Annotated in this window: 18 protein-coding genes; 8 read left to right on the top strand and 10 right to left on the bottom strand. The window is 72.2% G+C overall.

Going from position 1 to position 24,414, the window contains the following annotated elements; genetic code table 11:
• Window positions 1-245 precede the first annotated feature (245 nt).
• The 9 genes from ABT122_RS27160 to eccE all read right to left on the bottom strand — a co-directional run bounded on the left by ABT122_RS27160 (window position 246) and on the right by eccE (window position 11,974).
• Complete coding sequence (locus ABT122_RS27160) at window positions 246-1,322, bottom strand: ABC transporter ATP-binding protein (RefSeq protein ID WP_451069289.1); 1,077 nt, start codon at window positions 1,320-1,322, stop codon at window positions 246-248.
• Window positions 1,208-2,236: an ABC transporter ATP-binding protein gene (locus ABT122_RS27155; RefSeq protein ID WP_451069288.1), complete on the bottom strand. Its 1,029-nt coding sequence runs from the start codon at window positions 2,234-2,236 to the stop codon at window positions 1,208-1,210. Before ABT122_RS27155 ends, ABT122_RS27160 begins: the two co-directional genes overlap by 115 nt.
• Window positions 2,182-3,099: an ABC transporter permease gene (locus ABT122_RS27150; RefSeq protein WP_351557579.1), complete on the bottom strand. Its 918-nt coding sequence runs from the start codon at window positions 3,097-3,099 to the stop codon at window positions 2,182-2,184. The genes ABT122_RS27155 and ABT122_RS27150 overlap by 55 nt, the downstream gene beginning before the upstream one ends.
• On the bottom strand, window positions 3,096-4,082 hold the full coding sequence (locus ABT122_RS27145; protein WP_351557577.1) for an ABC transporter permease: 987 nt from the start codon (window positions 4,080-4,082) through the stop codon (window positions 3,096-3,098). The genes ABT122_RS27150 and ABT122_RS27145 overlap by 4 nt, the downstream gene beginning before the upstream one ends.
• 3 nt (window positions 4,083-4,085) lie before the next feature.
• Window positions 4,086-5,987 carry an ABC transporter substrate-binding protein gene (locus ABT122_RS27140; protein ID WP_351557574.1) on the bottom strand — a complete coding sequence of 634 codons (1,902 nt, stop codon included), beginning with the start codon at window positions 5,985-5,987 and terminating at the stop codon, window positions 4,086-4,088.
• A gap of 177 nt (window positions 5,988-6,164) precedes the next feature.
• On the bottom strand, window positions 6,165-9,146 hold the full coding sequence (locus tag ABT122_RS27135) for an SCO5717 family growth-regulating ATPase (protein ID WP_351557572.1): 2,982 nt from the start codon (window positions 9,144-9,146) through the stop codon (window positions 6,165-6,167).
• A 351-nt stretch (window positions 9,147-9,497) separates the two neighbouring features.
• Window positions 9,498-9,731 (bottom strand): DUF397 domain-containing protein, encoded by a 234-nt coding sequence (locus tag ABT122_RS27130; protein WP_351557570.1) that lies wholly within the window; start codon window positions 9,729-9,731, stop codon window positions 9,498-9,500.
• A gap of 198 nt (window positions 9,732-9,929) precedes the next feature.
• Window positions 9,930-10,580 (bottom strand): hypothetical protein, encoded by a 651-nt coding sequence (locus ABT122_RS27125; protein ID WP_351557567.1) that lies wholly within the window; start codon window positions 10,578-10,580, stop codon window positions 9,930-9,932.
• Between the two features lie 44 nt (window positions 10,581-10,624).
• Window positions 10,625-11,974 carry a type VII secretion protein EccE gene (gene eccE / locus ABT122_RS27120; RefSeq protein ID WP_351557564.1) on the bottom strand — a complete coding sequence of 450 codons (1,350 nt, stop codon included), beginning with the start codon at window positions 11,972-11,974 and terminating at the stop codon, window positions 10,625-10,627.
• Window positions 11,975-12,155: 181 nt separating this feature from the next.
• Between eccE and eccB the strand changes: the two genes are divergently transcribed.
• The 7 genes from eccB (at window position 12,156) to ABT122_RS27085 (ending at window position 19,647) form a co-directional block, all read left to right on the top strand.
• Window positions 12,156-13,691 carry a type VII secretion protein EccB gene (gene eccB / locus ABT122_RS27115; RefSeq protein WP_351557561.1) on the top strand — a complete coding sequence of 512 codons (1,536 nt, stop codon included), beginning with the start codon at window positions 12,156-12,158 and terminating at the stop codon, window positions 13,689-13,691.
• On the top strand, window positions 13,688-14,968 hold the full coding sequence (mycP, locus tag ABT122_RS27110) for a type VII secretion-associated serine protease mycosin (RefSeq protein ID WP_351557559.1): 1,281 nt from the start codon (window positions 13,688-13,690) through the stop codon (window positions 14,966-14,968). The genes eccB and mycP overlap by 4 nt, the downstream gene beginning before the upstream one ends.
• 169 nt (window positions 14,969-15,137) lie before the next feature.
• The gene (locus tag ABT122_RS27105) at window positions 15,138-15,614 is read left to right on the top strand and encodes a DUF2563 family protein (RefSeq protein ID WP_351557557.1); all 477 of its coding nucleotides are present in this window, start codon (window positions 15,138-15,140) and stop codon (window positions 15,612-15,614) included.
• Between the two features lie 6 nt (window positions 15,615-15,620).
• Window positions 15,621-17,462, top strand: a complete 1,842-nt coding sequence (locus ABT122_RS27100; protein ID WP_351557554.1) for a hypothetical protein — start codon at window positions 15,621-15,623, stop codon at window positions 17,460-17,462.
• Between the two features lie 26 nt (window positions 17,463-17,488).
• Entirely contained in the window at window positions 17,489-18,799 is a 1,311-nt protein-coding gene (locus ABT122_RS27095; RefSeq protein WP_351557551.1) for a S8 family serine peptidase, read from the top strand.
• A 123-nt stretch (window positions 18,800-18,922) separates the two neighbouring features.
• Window positions 18,923-19,288, top strand: coding sequence for a WXG100 family type VII secretion target (locus ABT122_RS27090; protein WP_351557548.1), 366 nt, complete (start codon window positions 18,923-18,925; stop codon window positions 19,286-19,288).
• Window positions 19,289-19,347: 59 nt separating this feature from the next.
• Window positions 19,348-19,647 (top strand): WXG100 family type VII secretion target, encoded by a 300-nt coding sequence (locus tag ABT122_RS27085; RefSeq protein ID WP_351557545.1) that lies wholly within the window; start codon window positions 19,348-19,350, stop codon window positions 19,645-19,647.
• A 261-nt stretch (window positions 19,648-19,908) separates the two neighbouring features.
• On the opposite strand, the gene eccCa is transcribed toward ABT122_RS27085, so the two are convergent.
• Window positions 19,909-23,886 carry a type VII secretion protein EccCa gene (gene eccCa, locus ABT122_RS27080; RefSeq protein ID WP_351557542.1) on the bottom strand — a complete coding sequence of 1,326 codons (3,978 nt, stop codon included), beginning with the start codon at window positions 23,884-23,886 and terminating at the stop codon, window positions 19,909-19,911.
• A 186-nt stretch (window positions 23,887-24,072) separates the two neighbouring features.
• On the opposite strand from eccCa, the gene ABT122_RS27075 reads away from it, so the two are divergent.
• On the top strand, window positions 24,073-24,414 hold a 342-nt coding region (locus ABT122_RS27075), incomplete at its 3' end, for a hypothetical protein (protein ID WP_351557539.1).

Raw genomic sequence — 24,414 nt, 5'->3', positions numbered from 1 at the left:
CCGGGTCGGGGGCCAGCCCCCGAACCCCCGCTCCTCAATCGCCGGAGGGGCTGGGTGGTGTGGCTCAGTCGCTGGAGGGGCTGGGGTGGTGCTGCTCAATGGCCGGAGGGGCTGGGGTGGTGTGGCTCAATCGCCGGAGGGGCTGGGACGGCGTGCCTCAGCCCCCCGCCGGGGCTGGAGTGGTGCGGCACGCGTGCCGGAGAAGTCAGGGCTGCCCGGGGCTCCGGGCGGGGGAGGGCGGGAGGTCACCCGGTCCAGTGGCAGGCCACCCCCGCACCCCGCACCACCCCCACCTCCTCCCCCCTGCACTTCCCCTCCACCCCCACCCTCCCCGCCTCCCCCGACGCCACCACCTGGCAGCGGGCGTGGAAACGGCAGCCGGGCGGGATGCGGGCCGGGTCGGGCGGCTCGCCCGTCAGGACGACGGGCGGCACGGGGGACTCGGGAAGCACCGACAGCAGCGCCCTGGTGTACGGATGCCGGGGCGCGAGCAGCACCTCCTCCACCGAGCCGCACTCCACGATCCGCCCCAGATACATCACCGCCACCCGGTCCGCCACATTCCACGCCAGCCCCAGATCGTGCGTCACCACCAGCGCCGAAAGCCCCAGTCCGTCGCGCAGCCGCAGCAGCAGCGCGAGGATCTCCCCGCGCACGGACGCGTCCAGCGACGCCACCGGCTCGTCCGCGACGATCACCTCCGGCTCCAGGACCAGCGCCCCCGCGATCACCACCCGCTGCCGCTGCCCGCCCGACAGCTCGTGCGGATAGCGCGCGAAGAACCGCTCCGGGGGCCGCAGCCCCGCTCGCCCGAGCGCCTCGGCCACCGCCGCCCGCTCGTCCCCCGCGCACCCGTGGACACGGAGCCCCTCCGCCACCGCCTCGTACACCGTGTGGCGCGGATTGAGCGCGCCGCTCGGGTCCTGGAGCACCAACTGCACCCGCCGGCGGTGCGCCTTGAGGGCGCGCGGGGTGTGGGCGAGCGGGGTGCCCGCGAGACCCACCTCCCCCGCCGCCGGCCGCACCAGCCCGAGCAGGGCCCGCGCCAGGGTGCTCTTGCCGCACCCCGACTCCCCGACGAGCGCCACGATCTCGCCCGCGCCGACGGCGAGATCCACCCCGTCGACGGCCCGCGCGGGCGGCCCGCCGCGCCGCCCGGGGAAGACGACCGCGAGATCCCTCGCCCACAGCAGTGGAACGCCGCTCATCACGCCCTCCCCTCCCCGCCCGGCGCGGCCACCCGCACACAGGCCGCCCGGTGCCCGCCGTCCCCGGTCAGCTCCTGCTCGGCCTCGGCGCACACCGCCAGCGCCTCCGGACAGCGCGGACGGAACGCGCAGCCCCCGGGCAGCGCGGCCGGATCGGGCGGATCGCCCGGCAGCCCCCGGGGAGCCCGGCGCGATGCGCTGTCCCCGACCCGGGGAAAGGCCGCCGACAGCGCCCGGCCGTAGGGATGGAGCGCCGCCGTGTACACCGCGCCCGCCGGCCCCTCCTCCACCACCCGCCCCGCGTACATCACCGCGAGCCGGTCGCACACATCCGCCAGCACCGCCAGATCGTGGCTGATCATCAGCAGCCCGATGCCCCGCTCGGTCACGAGCCCTCCGATCAGCCCCAGGATCTGCGCCTGGATCATCACATCCAGCGCGGTCGTCGGCTCATCGGCGACGATCAGCCGGGGCCCGCAGGCCAGCGCCATCGCGATCATCACCCGCTGGCGCTGGCCCCCGGACAGCTCGTGCGGAAAGGAGCCGGCCCGCCCGGCCGGCAGCCCCACCAGCTCCAGCAGCTCCCCGGCCCGCCGCCGCGCCGCCGCGCGCGTCACCCTCTGGTGCAGCAGCACCGGTTCGGCGATCTGATCCCCCACCCCGCGCACCGCGTTGAGGGAGTGCATCGCCCCCTGGAAGACGATCGACGCCCCGGCCCAGCGCACGGCCCGCAGCCGTCCCCAGCGCATGGTGAGCACATCCTCCCCGTCGAGGAGGACCTCCCCGCTCAGCCGGGCGGTCGGGGGCAGCAGCCGCAGCAGCGCGAGGGCGAGCGTCGACTTCCCGCACCCCGACTCCCCGGCGATCCCCAGCTTCCGCCCCGCGTCCAGGCTCAGATCCACCCCCCGCACGGCGGCGACGGCCCCCGCCCCCGACCCGTACGCCACCCGCAGGCCCCTGACCTCCAGCAGACTCACCGCCCCACCCCCAGCCGGGGGTTGAGCGCGGACTCGACGGCCCGCCCGCAGAGGGTGAACGCCAGCGCCACCAGCGCCACGGCCAGCCCCGGCGGCGCCAGATACCACCAGTGGCCCGAGGAGACCGCCCCCGCCTCCCGCGCCTCCTGGAGCATCCCGCCCCAGGAGATCACCATCGGATCGCCGAGCCCGAGGAAGGCGAGCGTCGCCTCCGTGAGGATCGCCGCCGAGATCCCGAGCGTGGTCTGCGCCAGCACCAGGGGCATCACATGCGGCAGCACATGGCGGCTCATGATGTGCCGGTGCCCGCCGCCGAGGGCCCGCGCGCGCTCGATGTACGGGCGGGACTCGACCGCGATCGTCTGGGCGCGCACCAGCCGGGCGGTCGTCGGCCAGCTGGTGACACCGATCGCCACGATCACCGTCCACACACTGCGGGACATCACCGTCGCCAGCACGATCGCCAGGACCAGCGTCGGCATCACCAGGAACCAGTCGGTGACCCGCATCAGCACGGTGGCGAACCAGCCGCCGCAGTGACCGGCGACCACTCCCACGAGCGTACCGATCGCCACCGACATCGCCGCCGCCAGCAGCCCCACGGTCAGCGAGATCCGCGCCCCCCACACCAGCAGATCCAGCAGCGGACGGCCGAACTGGTCGGTCCCCAGCCAGAACGCGCCGCCCGGCGGCTCCATCGGCTCGCCCGGCGTCCCGGTCACCTTCCGCACATCGCCGTCGACCAGCAGCGGCGCGGCGAGCGCCACAGCGGCGATCAGCGCGAGCGCGCCGAGGCCGAACAGCCCCGCCCGCTCTCTCCGGTACGCCGCCCAGAACCGCAGCAGCGCGCCCCGGCGGCGCGCCCACGCCGGGGAACGGGGGAGGGAGGAGCGCGGAATCGCGGAGTCCGTCATCGGGCCACCCGTGGGTCGAGCAGGGGATGGAGCAGATCGGCGAGCAGGTTCATCAGGATCATCGCCCCGGCGAAGACCAGGAAGAGGCCCTGCACCAGCGGCAGGTCGGGCACGCTGAGCGCCTGGTAGAAGAGCCCGCCGACCCCCGGCCAGGAGAACACCGTCTCCACCAGGATCGAGCCGGCCGCCACATGCCCCAGATTGATGAAGACCATGGTCACGGTCGGCAGCAGCGCGTTGGGCACGGCGTGCCGCCGCCGTACCGCCGAGTCCCGCAGCCCCTTGGCCCGCGCGGTCGTCAGATAGTCGGCGCCCATCTCGTCCAGCAGCGACGACCGCATGACCAGCAGCGTCTGCGCGTACCCCACCGCCACCAGGGTGAGGACCGGCAGCACCATGTGGTGGGCGACATCGACGGCGTACGCCGAGCCGCTCATCCCGCCCGACTCCATACCGCCGGTGGGGAAGAGCCCGGGCACCGGTCCGGCACCGACCGAGAACACGGTGATCAGCAGCAGTCCGAGCCAGAAGGACGGCACCGACCAGAGGGCCAGCGCGACCCCGGTGTGCAGCCGGTCGGACCGCCCGCCGTGCCGCCAGGCCGCCCGGGTGCCCAGCCACAGCCCGAGCGCCGAGTAGAGGACGACCGCGACCCCGGTCAGCAGCAGGGTGGCCGGCACCTTCTGCGCGATCAGCTCGCCGACCGGGGCGCGGAATTGGTACGACATCCCGAGATCGCCGGTCAGGGCTCTGCCGCAGTAGTCGGTGAACTGCTGCCACAGCGGCTGGTCGAGCCCGAACTGCCGGCGCAGCGCGCCGAGCTGCGCCGCCGTCGTCGGGGTGCCGTGGGTGAGGACCTTCACCGGGTCGCCGGGGATGATCCGGAACAGGAAGAAGCTGGTGACCAGCACGGCGAGCAGGGAGACGGCGGCGCCGCCCAGTCGGCCCGCCGAGTAGAGCAGATAGGCGCGTGCCGCGCTCATCGGCTATTCACGGTAGTCGGCCGTGGCCCGGCGGCGCAGCGCGACCAGCGCCCCGATCACGGCGGCCACCGCGACGAGGGCCCCGATGCCCACCACGACCTCGGTGGCGGACCCGGAGCCGCCGGAGCCCGCGCCGCCGCCCTCGGCCGGTTCGGCCGACCACCAACTCCAGTAGCCGTCCTGACCCCAGAGGTTCCCCCCGTCCTCGGGCATGGTGGTGATCGACGCGATGTGGTCGGTGCGGTAGGCCTCGACCGCGTTCGGATAGGCGAGCACATGCATCAGCCCCGTGTCGTACAGCCGCGACTGCATGCGTCTCACCACGTCGGCGCGCCGGATCGGATCGTACTCGGCGATTTGTTCCGCATACAGGTCATCGAATTCCCGGTCACAGATGAAGTTGTCGGTGGAACCGGTCGACCTCGGGGTTTCCGGGAGTGCGGCGCAGGTGTGAATCGCCAGGACGAAATCCGGGTCCGGATTGACCGACCAGCCGTCGAAAGCGAGATCGTAGTCCCCTCTGAGCCAGGGATCGGAGATATTGTCGCGGCACTCCATCCGCGTCTCGATCCCCAGATCCCGCCAGACGTCGTGGAGATATTTCCCGATGTTCGCCTCGATGGGCTCGGTGGCGTGGCACAGCAACCGGAAGGAGAGGGGCCGGCCGTCCTTTCCGACCCGCGCACCGTCGCGGTTCTTCCGGTAGCCGGCCCGGTCGAGGAGCAGCGCGGCCCGCTCCGGATCGTGGGCGATCCGCTGCCCGGGGCCCGGTTTCCAGAAGTACGCCCCGAAGCGCGGCGGGATATAGCCCTCGCCCTCCACCGCATGGCCCCGGAAGAACCCCTCGACGATCTCGGAACGGTTCACGGCGTGGAAGAGCGCCCGCCGCACCACCGGATCGCGCAGCGCCCGGTGCCCGGTGCCGAAACGGGTGCCGTCCTTCGACCATGCCCCCGGGTTGACCGCCAGAGCGAGGAATCTGCGTCCGGGAGCGTCGTTCACCTTGATGTTCTCGGCTCGCTTCAGCGCGGCGGCCTGAGCGGGAACCAGCCCGTGGACAAAGGAGACCTCCCCCTTCCGCAGGGCGGCCACCGCCGCGTCCCCGTCCTTGTGGAAACGGAGCACCAGTTCGTCGAACGCGGGCGCGCCGCGCCAGAAGCGCTTGTTGGACTTCAGCACGATGAACCGGTCCACCTTGCACTCGGTGATGACGAAAGGACCGTTGCCGACGACCGGGAACTGCCGGTCGTTGTTGAAGGTGCCGAAGTCCCGGACCTTCTCCCAGATGTGCCGGGGCACGATCGGGACATCGAGGGAGACCATGGTGGCCTGTGGTTTTCTCAGCTCGACGACCAGGGTCACCGGATCGGGCGCGGTGACCTTCCGGAAATTGGCGGTGAAACTGCCGTTGGCCGTCGCCGCCTTCTCGTCCGACATCATGGTCCGGAAGGTCCACGCCGCGTCCTCGGCCGTCACCGGGCGGCCGTCCGACCAGAAGGAGTCCGTGCGGATCGTATAGGTCCAGATCAGTTTGGAGGGCGAGGACTTCCAGGCCGTCGCGAGCCCCGGAATCACCCGGCCGTCCCGGGGGTCGTAATTCGTCAGATACTCATAGGCCAGCCGGTGGACGGTCGTGGACACCAGCCGCTGCGCCAGAAAGGGGCTGAGCGAGTCCACGCTCTGCGCCACGGCGACGGTCAGGACCCTCCGGCCACCGCCGTCCGCCCCGGCCCGTGGCGCGGCCGGTGCCGAGAGCTGTCCCGAGGTCGGTCCCGAGGTCGGTCCCGAGACCGGTGCCGAGACCGGCGCGAGGGCGAGGGCGAGAGCCAGGGCCGACAGCACGAGGGCCGCGCACAGCGCCGCCCGTGCCCGGACCCGGCGCGGTGATGGGAGCCGACCGGCCATGACGGTGACCTCGCCTCGTCGCTCACGGGCTGCTGATCCGAGGTGTACCAGCGGTGACCGGCGCCGTCAACGACCCCCGTCGGCGGCCCCGTCGGCGTTCCGGGACGGCGTGTGCGGCCGGGCGGACGCGCCGGGGCCCCGGTCGACGGGGTCGACCGGGGCCCTCGTTCGGCCGCTCTACTGCTGCGGAGCGTGCGGGGGATGCCGCGGCGGCCACCCGGCCGGCGGCAGCGCGTCCTGGTCATCGGGCCGCTCCGGCTGTTCCCGCTGCTCCTGCTGTCCGGGCTGTGGCTGGGGCGCGTGCTGGGCCGGGTACGGCTGCGGGTAGCCGTACTGCGGGGGAGGCGGGCCGCCCCCCGGGCCCTGCTGCGGAAAGCCGTACGCCCCCTGCTGCGGCTGAGGCGGGGCCGGCGGATAGGGCTGCCCGGGGGCGGGTGGCTGCCCCGGCTGCTGGGGGTGGGGCTGCTGGTGGGGGAGCGGGTACCCCGGTACGCCGTGCCGCGGTGGCTGCGCCGGGTGCATCGGCGGGCCGTGGTGCTGAGGCGCGCCGTGGTGCGGGGGCCCGCCGTGGTGCGGCGGGGGCTGGGGGTGCTGCTGCCCGTGCTGCCCGGGGTACGCCGGCTGCGCGGGGGCCTGCTGATGGCCCGGCATCGGCGGCGGCATGGTCGGCGGCGGGTTGCCGTCCGCCGTCCACAGCCCCTGCTGCTGCTGGGCGCGGGAGAAGTCCTCGGCGATCAGCGCCGACAGATGGAAGTAGGCGTCCCGGGTCTTCGGCCGCATCATGTCCAGATCGACCTCGGCGCCCGCCGCGAGATGCTCGTCGAACGGCACCACGACCACACCCCGGCAGCGCGTCTGGAAGTGCGCCACGATGTCCTCCACCTTGATCATCTTCCCGGTCTCGCGCACCCCGGAGATGACCGTCACGGAGCGCTGCACCAGCTCCGCGTACCCGTGCGCCGACAGCCAGTCCAGGGTGGTGGACGCGCTGCTCGCGCCGTCCACGGAGGGTGTCGAGACGATGATCAGCTGGTCGGCCAGATCGAGCACCCCGCGCATGGCGCTGTAGAGCAGCCCGGTGCCCGAGTCGGTGAGGATGATCGGGTACTGACGGCCCAGCACATCGATCGCCCGCCGGTAGTCCTCGTCGTTGAAGCTCGTCGAGACCGCCGGGTCGACGTCATTGGCGATGATCTCCAGACCCGACGGCGCCTGCGAGGTGAAGCGCCGGATGTCCATGTACGAGTGGAGATACGGGATCGCCTGCACCAGGTCGCGGATGGTGGCCCCGGTCTCCCGCCGCACCCGGCGGCCGAGCGTGCCGGCGTCCGGGTTGGCGTCGATCGCCAGGATCTTGTCCTGCCGCTCGGTCGCCAGGGTCGAGCCCAGCGCGGTGGTCGTGGTGGTCTTGCCGACGCCGCCCTTGAGGCTGATCACCGCGATCCGGTAGCAGGAGAGCACCGGGGTGCGGATCAGCTCCAGCTTGCGCTGCCGCTCGGCCTCCTCCTTGCGGCCCCCCAGCTTGAAACGTGACGCGGCGGTCGGGTTCCGGCTCGACTTGGCTTTCTGCTTGTTGTTGCGCAGCAGCCGGTCGGAGGAGAGTTCGACGGCCGCCGTGTACCCGAGCGGCGCGCCCGGCACCGACCGCTCCCGCTGGTCGTGCGTCACCGCCGAGGGCCAGGCCGCGCCGGAGCGCGGGTCCACGGCCGGAGCGGCCGGGTACGACGGCCCCTGCTGTCCGGGCTGCCCGTGCTGTCCGTGCTGCTCATGCTGTCCTTGTGGGGGCGCCGGCTGCTCCGGTGGCAGCGGTACGGGCGCGTGCGCGCCGGGCTGCCACTGCGGGGGATGGCTGTACCCCTCCCGCGGGGCGTGCGGTGCCACGGCGGGCGGCAGCGGTGCCGGCGGCAGCGGCTGATGCGGCGCCTGCGGCTGAGGTTGGTGCGGTGCCTGTGCCCGCGGAAGGGGCTGTGCCTGCGCCTGTGCGGGCGGCGGCGGTGCCTGTGCCGGAAGGGGCAGGGGAGCGGACGGCACGGGAGGGTACGCGCCGTGCTGGGCGGCGGCGGGCAGCGGCCCGCCGCCGTGCGGCGGGACCGGGGGAGGCGGGGCCGCGGACTCCTGGGAGGTCTGCGGGGAGACCGGCCACTGCGGCGCGGACGCGGGTGCCGAGGCGGGCTGGAACGCGGGCGGCAGCGGCGGAAGCCCGGAATCCGGCGTGGGCGGACCCATCGACCAGGGCTGTGCGGGGCCGGGCGCGGGCGGGGGTGTCCCCGGTGCCCCCTCGGGCACCTGTGCCTGCGCCTGCGCCGGTGCCTGCGCCGGTGCCGGTGCCGGGGGCTCCGGCGCGGTGCCTCGTGGGTCCCCGGCCCCCGGCGCGCTCCCCGCCCCGGCTGCGGACTCCGGGCCGCTCGGCGCGCCGGAAGCGCTGGGGCCGCCGGGAGCCGCCTCGTCGTCCTCCCGGCGCGGTTCGACCGCCCGAGCAGCCGCCTCCCGGCCGCTGTCGGAGCCCGCCGCCCCGGAGTCCGTACCGGGCAACGGGAGCGGTACCGGGGCCGGGAAGGGGCCGGACGGGCCGGAGCCCTCCGCACCCTCCGCGCTCTCACCCGCAGGGCCGTCCCCCGGGGCGCCCGGGGACAGCGCGGGCGCGGCGGAACCCTCCGTACCGCCGGAACCTCCCGCGGCGGCGGAGCCACCGCGGTCGCCGGTACGCTCCGCGCCGCCGTGTTCCGCTTTCTCCGTCTCCCGGGCCTCCCCGGCGGCCCGTTCGGCCTCCTTGGCGGCGTCGAGCGCGGCGAACTCCCGCTTCAGGGCGGTGGGGGAGAACCGCATCGTCGCGCCGCTCTCCGCCTCACCGCCGCCGAGCGGCCGCGCCGCCGGCTCCTGCTCCCCGACCCGCTCCGGCGCGGGGGACCGCTCCGGCGTCCACTGAGGCTCGAACCCACTTCCCACCGGCAGCCCCGGCGTCGCCACCGGGGAGCCACTGGGCGGCGGCGGAGGCGGGACCCGGCCCGCGCCCGATCCGTCGCCCGCCGCGTTCTGCGTGTACCAGGCCGGAGGGGTGTAGTCGATGGTGAACTCACCCGTCATCTCGGCGGGCTCCGCGTCGGACTCATCGGCGGGAAGGTCCCATCCCCCGCGGATCTCGTCCCGATCGCTGTTCACTGTGCCTCCTGGTGTGGTCGAGCACCCTGGTGCGTCGTGGGTGGGGCGACCGTTCTCTCTGCCGATCGGCCCGGCTCTCCGCCCGGGGACACGATGGGCATCCCCGCAGGTTCTTCTGCCGCTGTCCGTCCCAGCCTAATCGTCAACAAGGGCGGCCCGGCAGGGCCGACGCCCGACGGCCACTGTCCCCCACGCCACACGCCGCCACCAAGTGAACAGAAGGTGGCGGAGAGCCGGGGAAGGTGCGGAGACCGGGGCCCGGCGCCACCGGTCCCGCCCCCGGCCTCGCCCCGGCGCCCGGGGGCGGGGCCGTACCGCGGCCACCGGGCACCCCGGGACGCCCGGGCGGAATCACCGCAGGTCGAACTCCCCGTCACGCGCCCCCAGAACGAACGCGTGCCACTCGGCCTCCGTGTACCGCAGCACGGTGTCGGGGTCCAGCGACGACCTCATCGCGACCGCCCCGCCCGGCAGATGGGCGATCTCGACCCGCTCCTCGTCCTCGCTCGTGCCGGGGGCACTGAGCCACTCGACGCCCGAGATGTCGAGGGCGTAGAGCTCGTCCTTCTCCTGTGCGCTCCCCATCGGTCCAGCTCCCCTTCCGTCGGCGGTTCGGCACCGGCCCAGCGCCGCGACCCCGCGCCGGCGGTCCGCCCGGGACCGGTCCCCATCACGCGGGAAGTCTAGGCCGAGCACAGCGCGTCATCCGGCGGAATCCCGGCGGGCGCACGCAAGAACGTATGAGCGTACAAACCCGGCCCGCGCGGGGGCGCGCACACCGGCTCAGTCCATCCGCCGGGCCGCGCCCAGCAGCCCGCTCTCCGGGTCCGTGCCGCTCGTCATCACCCAGTGGCGCTCCCGGCCCGAACACCACAGCGTCACCCCGTCCGCCAGTGTCGGCAGCGCGTCGCTCTCCGCCCGGGTCAGCCCCAGAATCCGGCCGATCTGCTCCGCCTCCTGCGGCGACACCCGCTGCACACCCACCAGGGTCGAGTCGCGCAGCAACCGGGGCGCCACCGGGCTCAGATACGGCAGCAGCGTCAGCACCGACTGCCAGGGCGAAGCCACCACCCGGCCGCGCGGCGGCCGCATACCGCAGTCGCGCACCACCACCACGGGACTGCCGACCGTCGCGCCCATCGGCGGCACCCGGCCCACATCGTGCAGCGTCACACAGTCGAGCCCCGCGCCCGCCGCCTGCGCGAGCCCCGTCCACGCCCGGGCCCGCCCGGTCTCCACCGCCACCCGCGCACCCGTCCCCGCCGCCCGCAGCGCGAGCACCTGGGCCGTCCACAGACCGCCGATCAACAGGACGTCGTACGGAGTCGAACGGTGGAACCCGATCATCAGCGGGCGGCCCTCCGCGTCGTCACCGATCACCACACCGTCGTCCCCGACCGGCAGCGACAGCGCCCCCAGATCACTCGCGGACATCGTGTGCCCGGCGTGCTGCGGACCGCGCAGCCCGCGCGGCCCCCTCACCGGGCACCGCCCAGCGGAAGCGTCGCCAGCGCGCCCGGCACCTGCTCGCGGTCCAGCCGGACCAGACCGACCTTCGCGGCGCGCGCCGACTGCTCCAGCGTCCGGCGCACCCCTATCAACTCGGTGTCCGAACCCCCGGTGACCCGCACATGACCGGCCACGGCCATCGCCCCCTGATGCGCGCCCCGCCGCAGGGTGAGGCTGAAGGTCGTCGCGTACGCCGGTGCCGCCGTCAGCAGGGACACCAGTTTGGGCAGCGGAGTGGCGCCCCGGCCCAGCTCCGGCCAGCGGCCCACCGCGTAGGTGGTGTGCCAGCGGTCGTCGCACCGCCAGACCCGGGCCGTCTCGCTGGTCCGGCGCCGCGGCGCGGCATCCGGCCGGCCCGCCCGCGCCGCCAGCCTCGGACTCGCGCAGGCGGCGGTCGCCACCGTGGAGTTCAGCTCCTCCTGGTCCAGCACCACCGCCTGGAAACCCGCCCCGGTGACCCGGCTCGCCACATGGTCCGCGACCCGCACCAGACAGCGCTGCGCGCCCTCCAGCCCACCGCCGCGCGCCTCGACCGCCTCCCGGCACAGCTCCGGGTCCAGCTTCACCGCCACCCAGGTCATCCGCAGCGCGGGCGCGCCCGTCCGCTCCTGCAACGGGGCGTACGACAGCCGCGCCATCGACTGCTGCGGCAGATGCGGCGCGGGCGCGGCCCGCACCTGCTGCACCAACTGCACCGACTCCAGCACGATGTCGTCCACCGCGAGCGCGCCGCCCAGCACCGACAGCGGCAGCGCCCGCGCGCCGAAGGCGGGACGCAGCGCGTCACCGCTCGCCTCCACGCGCACCACGGCCGTCAGGAACGACCCATCGCCGAGCATGCCGACCGTGCGGCGGCTCCGGTCCACCCAGGGGAACGGGCGGAAACCGGGCACGCTCTCCGCGACGGGCGCCAGCGACGCGTCGGTGCCCCGCGCCGCCGGTTCGGCATCCCGCCCGCGCGAGCGCAGGGCCAGCGCGGTGGACAGCCAGTCCTGGACGGCCTGTCCCCGGCGCCGTATGAACGCGAGCAGCAGCAGTGCGCCGCCGAGCGCCGTCGTGGGCACCAGCCACAGGCCCCCGAGCGCCAGCCCGACCAGCGCGAGACCGATGGCGATCTCCACCAGCGCCAACTGGCCGAGCCGGAGGGGGCCGACGCGACCGCCGCGCGCGAGGGGGCGCAGAGCGGTGGACGCGGGGACGGCGGCGGCGGTCGCACCTCCCGCCGGACCCGGTGCGGCGCCCCGTCCGCGCCCTCCCCGGGAAGCGCCGCGACGCCGTTCCGAAGTCCGGCCATTTCGCGTGCGCGTCGCCGTACCCATCGCCGCGTTGCCCCCTCGTGTCCGTAATTACCAAATTCCTCTGGGCGTTGACCGGGCGATCACCCTACCGGAGCAGTAACCCCTGAGCCGCAGCAGGCATAGTAGGGGGCGGCACGAGGGCCGGCCCCTCTCAGCGAGTACGGGAGCCTGGCCGCCCAGCGGGGAGAGGGACAGCGGACAGATGGCATCACGTCGGGACGAACTCAACGCGTACACCTTTGCCAAGCGAAGGCTGATCGCGCAGTTCCTCCAGCCCAGCACCACCGGTTCGGAGGAAGGCGCACCGCGCCCGCTGCGTGCCGTGGTACCCGGTGCCATTGTCGGAGTGGTGATTCTCGCGGGATTCGCCGCCTGGGGCATGTTCCGGCCGGTGGCCCCGAAAGGATGGGACGCCCCGGGCGAGAATGTGATCATCGCCAGTGAATCCACCACGCGCTATGTGGTGCTGAAAACCGGGGACAAGGTACAACTCCACCCGGTGCTGAATATGGCGTCAGCGAAGCTGCTTCTCAACGCCAACAAGGACAAGGTCATCAAGGTCGCCGAGTCGGTACTCGACAAGGGCGATATCCCGCACGGCGCGACCCTCGGCATTCCCTACGCCCCCGACCGCCTCCCCAAGGCGAAGGAAGCGGGCGAGGCCAAGCGCTGGGCCGTGTGCGAACGCCCCGGAGCCGGCGGCAGGTCCATCCAGAAGGCCGCCTTCGTCCTCGCCGAGCGCGAGGAGAGGAAGACCGACGGCGCTAACCGGCTCCGCGACGGCGAACTCCTCTACGTGGAGGGTCCCGCCCCCGACCGGAAGCGGTACGTCGTCGACGCCGCCGGAACCGCCTACCCCCTGGCCGGCGACGAAGCGCTGCTGCTCCAGGCCGTCGGACAGGTCCGGGAGCCCCAGCGCGTCTCCGCCGCCTGGCTCGCGACCCTCCACGAGGGCGACACCGTCGACTTCCCCGAACTCCCCGCCCCGCCCGGCACCGACGCCGGCATCCCCGCGGCCGACCTCGACCCCTCCCTGAACAAGGTGGGCATGGTCCTGGAGGCCGGCGCCGGGTCCGGGGACCAGAAGTACGTGGTGCTGCCCGGCCGGGTGGCCCCCGTCTCCGACTTCACCGCCAACCTCATCCTGAACAGCAGGGACCTGGTCGGACTCGACCAGGACGGCGAGCCGGAGCGGCTCAGCGCCGGTGCCTTCCGCCCCGGTGAGCCCTTCAACCAGGACCGGAAGTGGCCCCGGCACCTCCCGGAGACCGTCAACGAGGCGAGCCGCGAGGACGGCAGCCGCAACACCGTCTGCAACGTCCTGCGCGACGTCGACGCGGACAACGGCGAGACCACCCTCAGCACCTGGGCCGGCACCGGATTCCCCGCGCCCCTGCCGGTCGGTTCCAGCAGCGCCTATGTCACCCCCGGCTCCGGCCAGCTGTTCCGCCAGTTCAAGGGCTCCCAGACGGACACCGGATTCCTGTTCCTGGTCACCGACACCGGCCTGCGCTACGCCATGCAGTCCAACAGCGACAGCGCCACCGACTCCTCCGCCATCGGCTCCTCCGGAACCCCGGAGGAGAAGGAGGCGCGCCAGCAGGAGGCCCGGCTCGCCCAGGTCCGGCTCGGCTTCAAGGACATCGAACCGGTGCCGGTGCCCGCCGCCTGGTCCTCCTTCCTGCCGACGGGCCCCCGGCTCTCCACCGGCTCCGCCAACCAGCCCCAGGGCTCGTGAGGGCCGGCGGCGGGGGCGCGCGCCCCCGAAGGTTCTCCCGGAGGCTGCTCGCCGGCGCGGCGGCCACCGCCGTCACGGCCATCGGCCTTCCGGTGCTGCCCGCGACCACCGCCGCCGCGGACACCCCGGGCCAGTGCACCTACCCCGCCGATCCCTACAAGGGACGGCCCTGGGCGCTCCAGCGCGTCCTCCTGGACGAACTGTGGAAGCAGTCCACCGGCAAGGGCGTGCGGGTCGCGGTCATCGACACCGGAGTCGACATCAGGCACCCCCAGCTCCGGGGCGCCGTCGACGCCGGCGCCGGCCTCAACACCCTGCCGAAGGACGGCAAGGACGCAGGCGGCAACGCGATCGACCGGGGTGCCGCCAACGGGACCACCGACAGCGTCGGCCACGGCACCAAGGTCGCCGGCATCATCGCCGCCCGCCCCGCCGAGGGCACGGGCTTCGTCGGCCTCGCCCCCGGTGCCACCGTCATCCCCATCAAGCAGAACGACGGTGAGGGCCGCGGCACCGCCGCCACCCTCGCCCGGGCCATCCGGCACGCCGTCGACGAGGGCGCCGGGGTCATCAACATCTCCCAGGACACGGTCAACGCCGTGAAGCCCGACCCGCTGCTCCTTCAGGCCGTGAACGAGGCCCTGAAGGAGGGCACGGTGGTCGTGGCCTCCGCGGGCAACGACGGCCTCGGCGGAAACGTCAAGAAGACCTACCCCGCGTCCTTCGAGGGGGTCATCGCCGTCGCCTCGTCCGACCGCAACAACGAGCGGGCCGCCTTCTCCCAGTCCGGCGACTTCGTCGATGTCGCAGCCCCCGGCGTCGACATCATCACCACCGTCCCCGGCGGCGGCCACTGCGCCGACAACGGCACCAGCTTCTCCGCCCCGTACGTGGCCGGCCTCGCGGCGCTCATCAAGAGCAAGCACCCCAGATGGACCCCCCGGCAGATCACCGCCCAGATCCAGCAGACCGCCGAACGCTCCACCGATGGCCACGACCGCCTCGTCGGCTGGGGCGTCGCCGACCCCGTCCGGGCCCTCACCGAGGACGACAGGCCCATCGAGCGCCCGGCCGCTGGCGAGGGCGTCACCGCGGCGCAGACCCCGACTCCGCCCGAGGTCCACCTGGGCGAGTCACCCGACGAGCGCGACACCCGCCTCGCGGCGTATGTGGTCGTCGGCGGAGGAGTGCTGGTCGCGGCCATCGCGGGCGGCGCCATCGCCCTGCGCGACGCCCGCCGCCGCACCGGCCGAACGGCGCGCGCCGGAGCGGAATGACCGCCACCACAAGAGATGGCACGGATTCTTCACATTCCCGAAGCGGCCCATCACTGAAGCAGCTTGGGGCTGTCATAGGCAATCGATAGAGTGGTATCCGGCTGATCAGCGGTGGTATTCCGCCGCGATCACGAGGGACAGCTGTAACAAACGGGGAGGAACGGGCATCGTGCTCGATGCGGAGAGTGGCGGAGTCGGAGGTTCGGGCGGGACGGGTGACCTGCGGCGCGGTGTCGACGCGCTGAAGAAGTTCCATGGGCAGGTGACCGCACTTCTGAAGGATTTCGAAGGCGGCGAGGGCAGCAGCAGCAAGGTCGCGGAACAGCGTGTCTCGCGGGCCTCGTTCAGCGGCGCCCATCTGCCGTTCGCAGAGGCGGACGGGTTCTTCAGCCAGTACAACCGGGTGCACACGGCACTTGTCTCGCTCTCGAAAACCCTTGGCGATCAAATCGAACTGCTGACCATCGGTGTTCACGCCGCCGACGTCGGCTTCGACAACGTGGAGGAAGAGATGCGCCGGCGCTTCCACACGATCCAGTCCGTCCTCAAGGAGGAGCGGACCGCACAGGAGAAGCAGTACGGGGCGCCCGGGGAGAAGAGCGCGGAGCGCAACAACGACACCGCCCTTCCGACGGACTTGGGGTAATGGCCGATGGGTGACAACGGCAAGCAGGAACTGACCCACGAGCAGCAGCAGGCCGCTGACTCCACACAGATCCAGACCCGCTTCGGCGCCACCGACGCCATCGAGCGCGTCCTCGGCACCCTGGAGAAGTTCGGCCTCGGCTCCGGCTCCGGACCCGGTGGCTTCTTCGGCAAGACCGACTTCGAGAACGCCCGGCTCAACGCCATGATCGACCTGCTGGAAGCGGCCAACCCGACCGACCTGGAGAACGCCGGGGACGCCCTTCAGCGCGCCACCAAGGCCCTCAACAAGGCCGCGGGCGACCTCGACGCGTTCGTCAAGGGAGTGGAGTGGACGGGCGAGTCCGGCACGGAGTTCCGCCGCTTCGGCGCGGAGCTGTCGAAGTACGCCGGCGACCTCGGCACCTTCGCCAACGCCGTCGGCACCCAGATGAAGGTGGCCAGCGAGGGCCTCACCTCGGTCCGCAACTCCAAGCCGCCCCGCGACACCCGCGCCGACCCGAAGAAGCCGGAACATTTCCCGGATTCGGAGCGCAAGCAGGACAACCCGGAGTACGTGGCGGCCCAGAAGGCGGAGAAGGATCGCCAGGAGGCGATCAATCAGATGAACCGCCTGGCGTCGTTCTACGCGGTGTCGGAGCAGACGCTGGCGGGGAAGGAGCCGCCGAGGATGCCGGGGGCGTTGTCTGCGGCGGTGCCGCGGCCGCTTGGTCGCCAGGACCCTGGTGGCGGCGGCAACGACTCGGATGCCGCTCGTGCAGACACCCCTGGTCAGGGCTCCGTGCCTCAGCGAGCCCTCAACATGGATGTGGTCAACGCCTCTCAGGGCCAGCCCGTCGCCTCCGTACCGACCGCTCCGCTGACCTCGACGGCGCCCGCGCCGACACCGACAGCTCCGGGCCCTGTGACACAGGCACCGGCTCCTGACACATCGATGCAGATCGACTCCGTCGCCGCTCCGCCCTCCACCCCCGCTGCCCCGGCCGCGCCGACCCCTTCATCCAACGCGCCCGGTGGCACACCCAACAGCCAGGTGCCGCCGGTGACCGCCGGTATTCCCAACGCCGGGCAGAGCAAGGCCGCGCCCCCGGCGCAGCGTGCGCCGGGAGCGTCCAAGGTCGGCGGAGCGCCCCCCGTCGGTGCGGGAGGGCGGCCCCAGGTCGGCGGCGCACCACCGGCCCGGTATGCCGAGGCCGGTCGCTCCGGTCCCATGAGCGGTGGCCCCGGATCGCCCGGCGGCAGTCAGGCCGGCCGAGCGGGTGCCACGGGACCCATGGGCGGAGGCGCCGGATCGCAGGGAGCAGCGCGTGCCGGTACTCCCGGTGGCGCTCCCCAGTCCCCGATGGCCGGACGAGCGGGTACGGCCGCCGGACAGCAGATGGCCGGCAGGCCGGGCTCCGGGTCTCCCGCAGCAGGGTCTCGGGCGGGCCGTGCGGACGGCATCGTCGGGGGTACGCCCCAGCGAGCCGCCGGCGGTTCCACGGCGCCGCGTGCCCCGAGAGGAACGGTCATCGGTGCGGATGGTCCGGCGTCCAACCGGGCCTCCGCCGCAAGGCCGGGCCAGTCCGGAGTCATCGGTACGGGCCCTGCGCGCAATGCCCCCGCTGGGCGCGGTATCCCCAGCGCCAACGGCATCGTGGGTACGCCACGCAGCGGTGGCACCGGGCCCCGCTCGGCCAACGGGGGCTTCACCGCCGGTGGTGCCGGGCTCACCGGTGGCCGTCCCGGTCGTCAGCACTCCCCTGAAGAGGAGCGGGACCAGCCCGGTTCGACCCGTCCGGACTATCTGACGGAAGACGAAGAGACATGGGCGGTTCGGCGGCGTGTTGTCCCTCCAGTGATCGATTAGGCACAGCGGAAGGTTCGGAAGCCAGAATGACGGCAGGAATGAGCCGGGTCCGGAAGCGTGGAGAGTCGTACGCCGTGAGGCGAGGACTGCTCTGTGCGATGGCGGTGGCCGGAGCTTGGACCGTGGGAGTCGTCGGGACCGCTCCAGTGGCGGTCGCGGCAGAGGATGTGCGGTCCAAGCAGTGGTACCTGGATGCCATGGACGCCGAGAAGATCTGGAAGACCACTGCCGGAGAGGGCATCAAGGTCGCTGTCATCGACTCCGGGGTCAACTCGTCCACTCCGTCGCTCAAAGGCCAAGTTCTCAAGGGTCTGGATGCCACAGGAGTGAAGGGCGATGAAACCGACGACTATGACGGGCATGGGACGACCATGGCCGAATTGATCGCTGGTACAGGCAGCGGAGGCGGGTTGCAGGGGTTGGCTCCTAAGGTGAAGATCATTCCCTACCGTGTCGCCTTGGATGATTTCCAGCGAGAGAACAAGTCCGACCCTTGGGATACATCAGTAGCCATTCGGGCAGCAGCAGACAGCGACGCACAGATCATCAGCATGTCGATCGGCAGCGAATTCTTTGAATCCAAGGAAGAACTTGCTGTCAAGTACGCACAGAGCAAGGGTAAGTTGCTTTTTGCGGCTGCTGGCAATACCGGGAACAAGGACAACAAGCCTGGATATCCAGCCAGGTACCCCGAAGTCGTGGGTGTCGCTGCATCATCTCCCGAGGGACGGACAGCCGACTACTCTCAGCACGGAGAATTCGTCGATTTGGCATCCCCCGGCAATGACATTCCTGCCTGGTGTGACGCCACCTTCAAGAGCTACTGCGACGGCGACGGCGGCACCAGTGCCGCCACCGCCATCGCCTCCGCCTCCGCCGCCCTCATCTGGTCCGCCAACCCCGACTGGACCGCCAACCAGGTCCTCCGCGTCATGTTCGAGAGCGCGGGCAAGGGCAAGGACGGCAAGGGGAAGGGGCTCAGCAACTACTACGGCCACGGCGTTGTCCGGCCGGGGGCACACATCAACCGGGGGCTCGGGAAGCCGGGTGACCCCGACATCAGTCCGTTGACCAACAAGCGGACCGGCGGGGCCGGTGCGTCGGCGGCTCCTTCCGCATCAGGCGCGTCACAACCGGGCGAGGGCGCGGACGGCACCGCTCCCGCCGTGGCAGGCTCCGGCGACACGCCGGAGCAGGAGAAGGCGGGGAGGACGGAGAGCGCCGCCAAGTCCGAGGACGAGAGCAGCCAGTTGGGCCTGATCCTCGGTGGTGCCGCGATCGTGGTCGTCCTCGCCGGAGGCGGCCTCCTCGTGGCCCGCAAGCGCCGCGCCGCCTGAGCCCGAGGGCACGGTGTTCCGCCGCCGGGGCAGGCGGCGGAACACGGTGGCGTGACCCGCCCATGAACCAGCACCATTCACCCGATCGAGTAGAAGCGAACGCAGCGAAGGGAAGACTCATCCATGTCGGATGTACAGAAGCTCGGTGATGAGGGCCTCAAGAGTCTCCAGGACGAGATCACCAAGAACTTCGAGGGCGTCAAGGCCCAGCTCCAGAGGCTCCACGGTGTCATCGACGACCTTGAGGGCAAGTGGAAGGGCATCGGCCACGGTGCCTTCGACTCGAAGCAGGCCGAGATCAACGAGGGCATGGTGCGCATCGCCAAGATGCTGCTCCACTTCCAGGAGGCGATCCAGGTCACCCGTACCACCGCCGGCAACACCGAAGAGGACGTTCGCGCGGCGCTGCAGGGCGTCGACGTCACCGCCGGGTTCAGCGGCGACGCGGGCGCGACCAGGGCCGCCACCTCGAACATCAGCGGCTACTGAGCCCGGCCCCCCGCATCACCGGCGACACACACCACCCACACACAGCATTCGGAGGACCCATGGCGAACAACGGCGGCGCGGACATGATCGTCACCTATACGGCGCTGCAGCAGGCTGCCGCGACCATCGACAAGCAGGCCGGGGAGCTGGACCGGAGCCTGGAGGCCATCCAGGGCAAGCTCCGCAGCATCTCCAGCACCTTCGAGGGTGAGGCCGCCACGGCCGCTGAGGCCTACCACAAGCAGTGGGACAAGGAGACGCGGATGATCCACACCGCGCTCCAGGGCATCGCCCGCGCCGTACGCGACGCGGCCCCCGCGTACCAGGCCGGTGACCGGAAGGCCGCGGGCTACTTCTAGGAGCCCGCCGCGCGCGGGAATCCGTACCGGCACCGGTGTGGGCATGCGCGGGAGATGCCCACTCCGCGGACCGTGGCCCGGCCCCCTCACCCGAGGGGACCGGGCCACAGCGCTTCCCCGACCCCGAGCGCAGGAGAGCCGGCCCGGCACGGCACCGGCACGGCCCGCCCGGCACGGAGACGCCCGGGCCGTCGAAGCGACCCGGGCGCACTCCCACCCGTACCCCGGCGGGCACCAACCCCGCCCGAGGCCCCACACACCTCACATGTGCTCGTCCGCGGGCATGAGACCCGTCTGCACCAGCGGGTTCCCGCGCTGGCGCGACACGAAGACCCCCCGGCCCGCGGGCATCGGCCGCATCCGCGCACCGCCCAGCACATCGCCCTCCTGCGGATCGCCGGAGAGCAGCACACCCTGCGCGCCGAGCTCCATCATCCGCTGCATGAACGACTCGTACGCGGCCCGGCTCGCCCCCGCCCCGCTGCGGGCGATGATGAAGCGGACGCCCACGTCGCGCGCGAAGGGCAGCAGCTCCGTGAGCTTCGCCAGCGGGTTGCCGCTCGATGTGGACACCAGGTCGTAGTCGTCGACGACCACGAAGACCGAGGGCCCCCGCCACCAGCTGCGCTCCCGCAACTGCTGGGCCGTGACATCCGCCGACGGGGTGCGGCGCTGCATCAGATCGGCCAGCGCGTCCACATGGTGCTCCATGTTGTTGGACATGGGGACGTACTCCGCCAGATGCGTCGGCGGGGTGACGTCCAGCAGCGCCCGCCGGTTGTCGATGACGAAGAACTTGCAGGAGTCACCGTCGTACCGCTCGCACAACTGCTTGATCAGCAGCCGCAGCAGATTCGACTTGCCGGACTCGCTCTCGCCGAAGACCAGGAAGAACGGGTCGCGGTCGAAGTTGACGAAGACGGGCTCCAGATTGTTCTCGTCGATCGCGAAGGCGACCCCGCGGCCCGGGTCGGCCGACCCGGCCGGGAGGTTCCCCGCCGGCAGCTCGCGCGGCAGCAGACGCACCTTCGGGGCGCCCGGTGCCGTCCAGTGCCGGGTGACCTCCTGGCTCATCGCCGTCGTCGCCTCCGACAGATCACTGGACGAGCTGATGCCGTCGATACGCGGCACCGCCGCCATGAAGTGCAGCTTCTCCGGGGTCAGACCGCGCCCCGGCACTCCGGTCGGCACATTGACGGCGGCCTTCCGGTCCAGTTCCGAGTCCATGGTGTCACCGAGCCGCAGTTCCAGCCGGTTCATCAGATGGTCCTTGAGGTTGGCGCGCACCTCCATCGAACGGGACGCCGTGAGGACCAGATGGATGCCGTAGCCGAGACCGCGCGCCGCGATCTCCAGGACGGCCGGCTCCAGGCCCTCGTACTCGGTGCGGAAGTTGCCCCAGCCGTCGATGAGCAGAAAGACATCGCCCCACGGCTGCTCGGTCGTCGAGATCTCACCGCGCGCCCGCATCCTGCGGAAGGTGGCGATGGAGTCGATGCCCGAGCCGCGGAAGTACTCCTCGCGGCGGGACATGATCCCGTACACCTCCGCGACGGTGCGCCGCACGCGCTCGGGGTCGAGCCGTGACGCGACCCCGCCGACATGCGGCAGACCGGTCGTCGACGACAGACCGCCGCCACCGAAGTCGAGTCCGTAGAACTGGACCTCCTGCGGAGTGTGCGTGAGCGCGAACCCGGCGACCAGGGTGCGCAGCAGCGTCGACTTCCCGGACTGCGGGCCGCCGACGATCTGCATATGTCCGGCCGCGCCGGAGAAGTCCCGGTAGAGGGGGTCGCGGCGCTGCTCGAAGGGCTTGTCCACCACGCCGAGGGGTACGACCAGCCGGCCGGCGCCCTCGTACCCGGGCACGGTCAGTCCGCGGCCCGGCACACTCGCCAGACCCGGCAGCAGCTCGTCCAGCGGCGGCGGGTTGTCCAGCGGCGGCAGCCACACCCGGTGGGCCTCGGCGCCCCGGCCCTCCAGGCGGCGCACGATCACATCCAGTACGGAGTCGGCGAGCGCGTCGTCCTCGGCGGCCCGCGCCTCCGGTACGGCGGTCGCGGCATCGGGCGCGGCGTACCGCACCGGCACCGGGGCCGCGGTGAACGGAACGGGCCTGCGGTCCACCGGAAGCCGCCCGCCGGGGACCGCCGCGCGGGCGGCGCCCGCCCGGTAGACCCCGGACACATAGGCGGCCTTGAACCGCACCATCTCGTCCGTGCCGAACTTCAGATACCCGGAGCCGGGGACGTTCGGCAGGGAGTACGCGTCCGGCACACCGAGCGCGGCGCGCGACTCGGCCGCCGAGAAGGTCCGCAGGCCCACCCGGTACGACAGATACGTCTCCAGGCCGCGGAGGCGGCCCTCCTCCAGCCGCTGCGAGGCCAGCAGCAGATGCACCCCGAGCGACCGGCCGATCCGGCCGATCTGGACGAACATCTCGATGAAGTCGGGCATCGCCGTCAGCAGCTCGCTGAACTCGTCGATGACCAGCACCAGCGAGGGAATGGGCTGGAGCGCGGCGCCCGCGGCGCGCGCCTTCTCGTAGTCGTGGATGTTGGAGTAGTTGCCCGCGTCGCGGAGCATCTCCTGCCGGCGGTTCAGCTCACCGCGGATGGAGTCGCCCATGCGGTCCACCAGCGTCAGATCGTCCGCGAGGTTGGTGATCACCGCCGCGACATGCGGCATCTGCGACATGCCGGCGAAGGTGGCGCCGCCCTTGAAGTCCGCGAGAACGAAGTTGAGCGTCTCCGAGGAGTGGGTGACCGCCAGACCCAGGACCAGCGTCCGCAGCAGCTCCGACTTCCCGGAGCCGGTGGCGCCGACGCAGAGTCCGTGCGGACCCATGCCCTCCTGCGCGGCCTCCTTGAGGTCCAGCATCACCGGGGTGCCGTCCTCGCCGACCCCGATCGGCACCCGCAGCCGCTCGGACTGCGAACGGGGCCGCCAGGTGCGGCTCACATCCACGGAGGCCGCGTCGCCCAGATTCAGCAGATCGGTGAAGTCCAGATTGGCCAGCAGCGGCTGGTCGTCGTCGCCGCCGGTGCCCACCCGCAGCGGGGCGAGCTGGCGGGCGAGCGCCTCGGCGGCCTCGGGGCTCAGCAGATCCGGCACCCCGTCGTAGACCAGCCCGTGCCCCGACTCCAGCTGGAGCGCGCCGGGCCGGACGCTGATGGAGAGACCGCCGCGCGCACCGGAGACCTCGCCGGTGACGATCTCGATGACCGTCACCCCCTGGAGCCCCTCGGCCGCCGCCAGCGCGGAGACCGGCGGTACGGACTGACCGTCGAGGACCACCACCACATGCGGCTGGTCCAGCAGCGGATGCCCGGCGCCCTGGAACCGGGGGCGGCCCTCCAGGTGCGCCGCGAGCATCTCCTCCAGGTCGCGCGCGTCGGTGGTGATCAGCCGCCTGCTGCCGGCGCCGTCACCGGCGCCCGCGGCCTGCACGTGCGGCAGCCACTTCGCCCACTCCCAGTGCTCCACCGCCTCCCGTCCGGCGGCGACGGCGACGACGAGATCCTCGGGGGAGTGCAGCGAGGCGAGCGAGCCGATCATCGTCCGGGCGGTGCCGCGCACCGCGTCGGCGTCCCCGCTGACGGTCAGATGGTAGAAAGCCCGGAGCGATACGGCCATGGGCAGCCCGTCGAGCGTGGAGTGCGCCGTGAGGAACTGCCGCATGGCACCCGCCGTCAGTGGCTCCAGCTCGTCCACCGGCGCGGTCTCCGGCGCGACCAGCGGGGTGGCGAGCGGCTGGGTGCCCAGACCCACGCGCACCTGCCCGAAGTCGGCATCGCCGATCCGCCGTTCCCAGACCCGGCTGCCCTCGGCGACCAGCGCCCACAACTGCTCGGGCGACGGGTGGAGGTAGTACTGCTCGTCGCGCTGGAGCCGGGCGGTCCGCAGCACCCCCCGCCGGGTCTGCGTCAGATACTTCAGATAGTCGCGGCGCAGATCGGCGAGTTCCCCCTGCGTGCCACGCCGGTAGCGGACCAGCATCGCGATGGCCATGGCGATCGTCGACGCAATCATGACCATGCCCATGATCCGCATGATCGGATTCGGCGTGATGAAGAAGAAGACCACCGAACCGCCCATGCCCAGCATGGGCAGCAACTGCATGAGCGCGCCCTCCTGCTGGCCTCTCGGCAACTCGGGCGGGGGTTGCAGCTGCACGTGCTCGCCGGGTACCTCGGAAGGCAGGACCCGTGGTGGGCGCTTGACGACGATCTGACTCACCAGCTCACCAATTCCCTTGCCGGACGGAAATGTTCCTATCGGCGCCCCCGTGGCGACGGGCTCCGTCCGCGGGGACGGATTCTACTTTCGGCGGGGGCGGGAGGTGGGCGGTAGGGTGGCGCGATGTGTTTGCGCACCCACTGAACTTCCGCAAAAATCGGGAATTTCGGAGAGCGGTGCGGGACCGTGGGTGAATACTCCGCAGCCGCGCCGAACCTGTCGGCCGGTCGGTCCGCCGAACCTGTCGGCCGGTCCGCCATGTCCGCCCGGGCCGCCGCGTACACACACCGCGAGCACACCGAACGGACACCGAATCACCGCACGACGACGACGTACCGCACCGCACCGCACGACGACGTACCGCACCGCACCACACCACATGACGGCACCACCACACAGGCAGAACGAATCACCGCCCGATGTTTCACCGCGTTTCACCGCGTTTCACCGCGTTTCACCGCGTTTCACCGCGTTTCACCGCGTTTCACCGCGTTTCACCGCGTTTCACCGCGTTTCACCGCGTTTCAC

The sequence above is a fragment of the Streptomyces sp. NPDC001985 genome (assembly GCF_040296845.1).
Classification (GTDB): domain Bacteria; phylum Actinomycetota; class Actinomycetes; order Streptomycetales; family Streptomycetaceae; genus Streptomyces.
This window is presented reverse-complemented; position numbering and strand designations above follow the sequence as displayed.

Bases quoted from the DNA above. Each gene is read 5' to 3' on its own strand.
- ABT122_RS27150 (WP_351557579.1), bottom strand. From the start codon at position 3,099: ATGACGGACTCCGCGATTCCGCGCTCCTCCCTCCCCCGTTCCCCGGCG.
- ABT122_RS27145 (WP_351557577.1), bottom strand. From the start codon at position 4,082: ATGAGCGCGGCACGCGCCTATCTGCTCTACTCGGCGGGCCGACTGGGC.
- ABT122_RS27140 (WP_351557574.1), bottom strand. From the start codon at position 5,987: ATGGCCGGTCGGCTCCCATCACCGCGCCGGGTCCGGGCACGGGCGGCG.
- ABT122_RS27130 (WP_351557570.1), bottom strand. From the start codon at position 9,731: ATGGGGAGCGCACAGGAGAAGGACGAGCTCTACGCCCTCGACATCTCG.
- ABT122_RS27125 (WP_351557567.1), bottom strand. From the start codon at position 10,580: ATGTCCGCGAGTGATCTGGGGGCGCTGTCGCTGCCGGTCGGGGACGAC.
- eccE (WP_351557564.1), bottom strand. From the start codon at position 11,974: ATGGGTACGGCGACGCGCACGCGAAATGGCCGGACTTCGGAACGGCGT.
- eccB (WP_351557561.1), top strand. From the start codon at position 12,156: ATGGCATCACGTCGGGACGAACTCAACGCGTACACCTTTGCCAAGCGA.
- ABT122_RS27100 (WP_351557554.1), top strand. From the start codon at position 15,621: ATGGGTGACAACGGCAAGCAGGAACTGACCCACGAGCAGCAGCAGGCC.
- ABT122_RS27095 (WP_351557551.1), top strand. From the start codon at position 17,489: ATGACGGCAGGAATGAGCCGGGTCCGGAAGCGTGGAGAGTCGTACGCC.
- ABT122_RS27090 (WP_351557548.1), top strand. From the start codon at position 18,923: ATGTCGGATGTACAGAAGCTCGGTGATGAGGGCCTCAAGAGTCTCCAG.
- ABT122_RS27085 (WP_351557545.1), top strand. From the start codon at position 19,348: ATGGCGAACAACGGCGGCGCGGACATGATCGTCACCTATACGGCGCTG.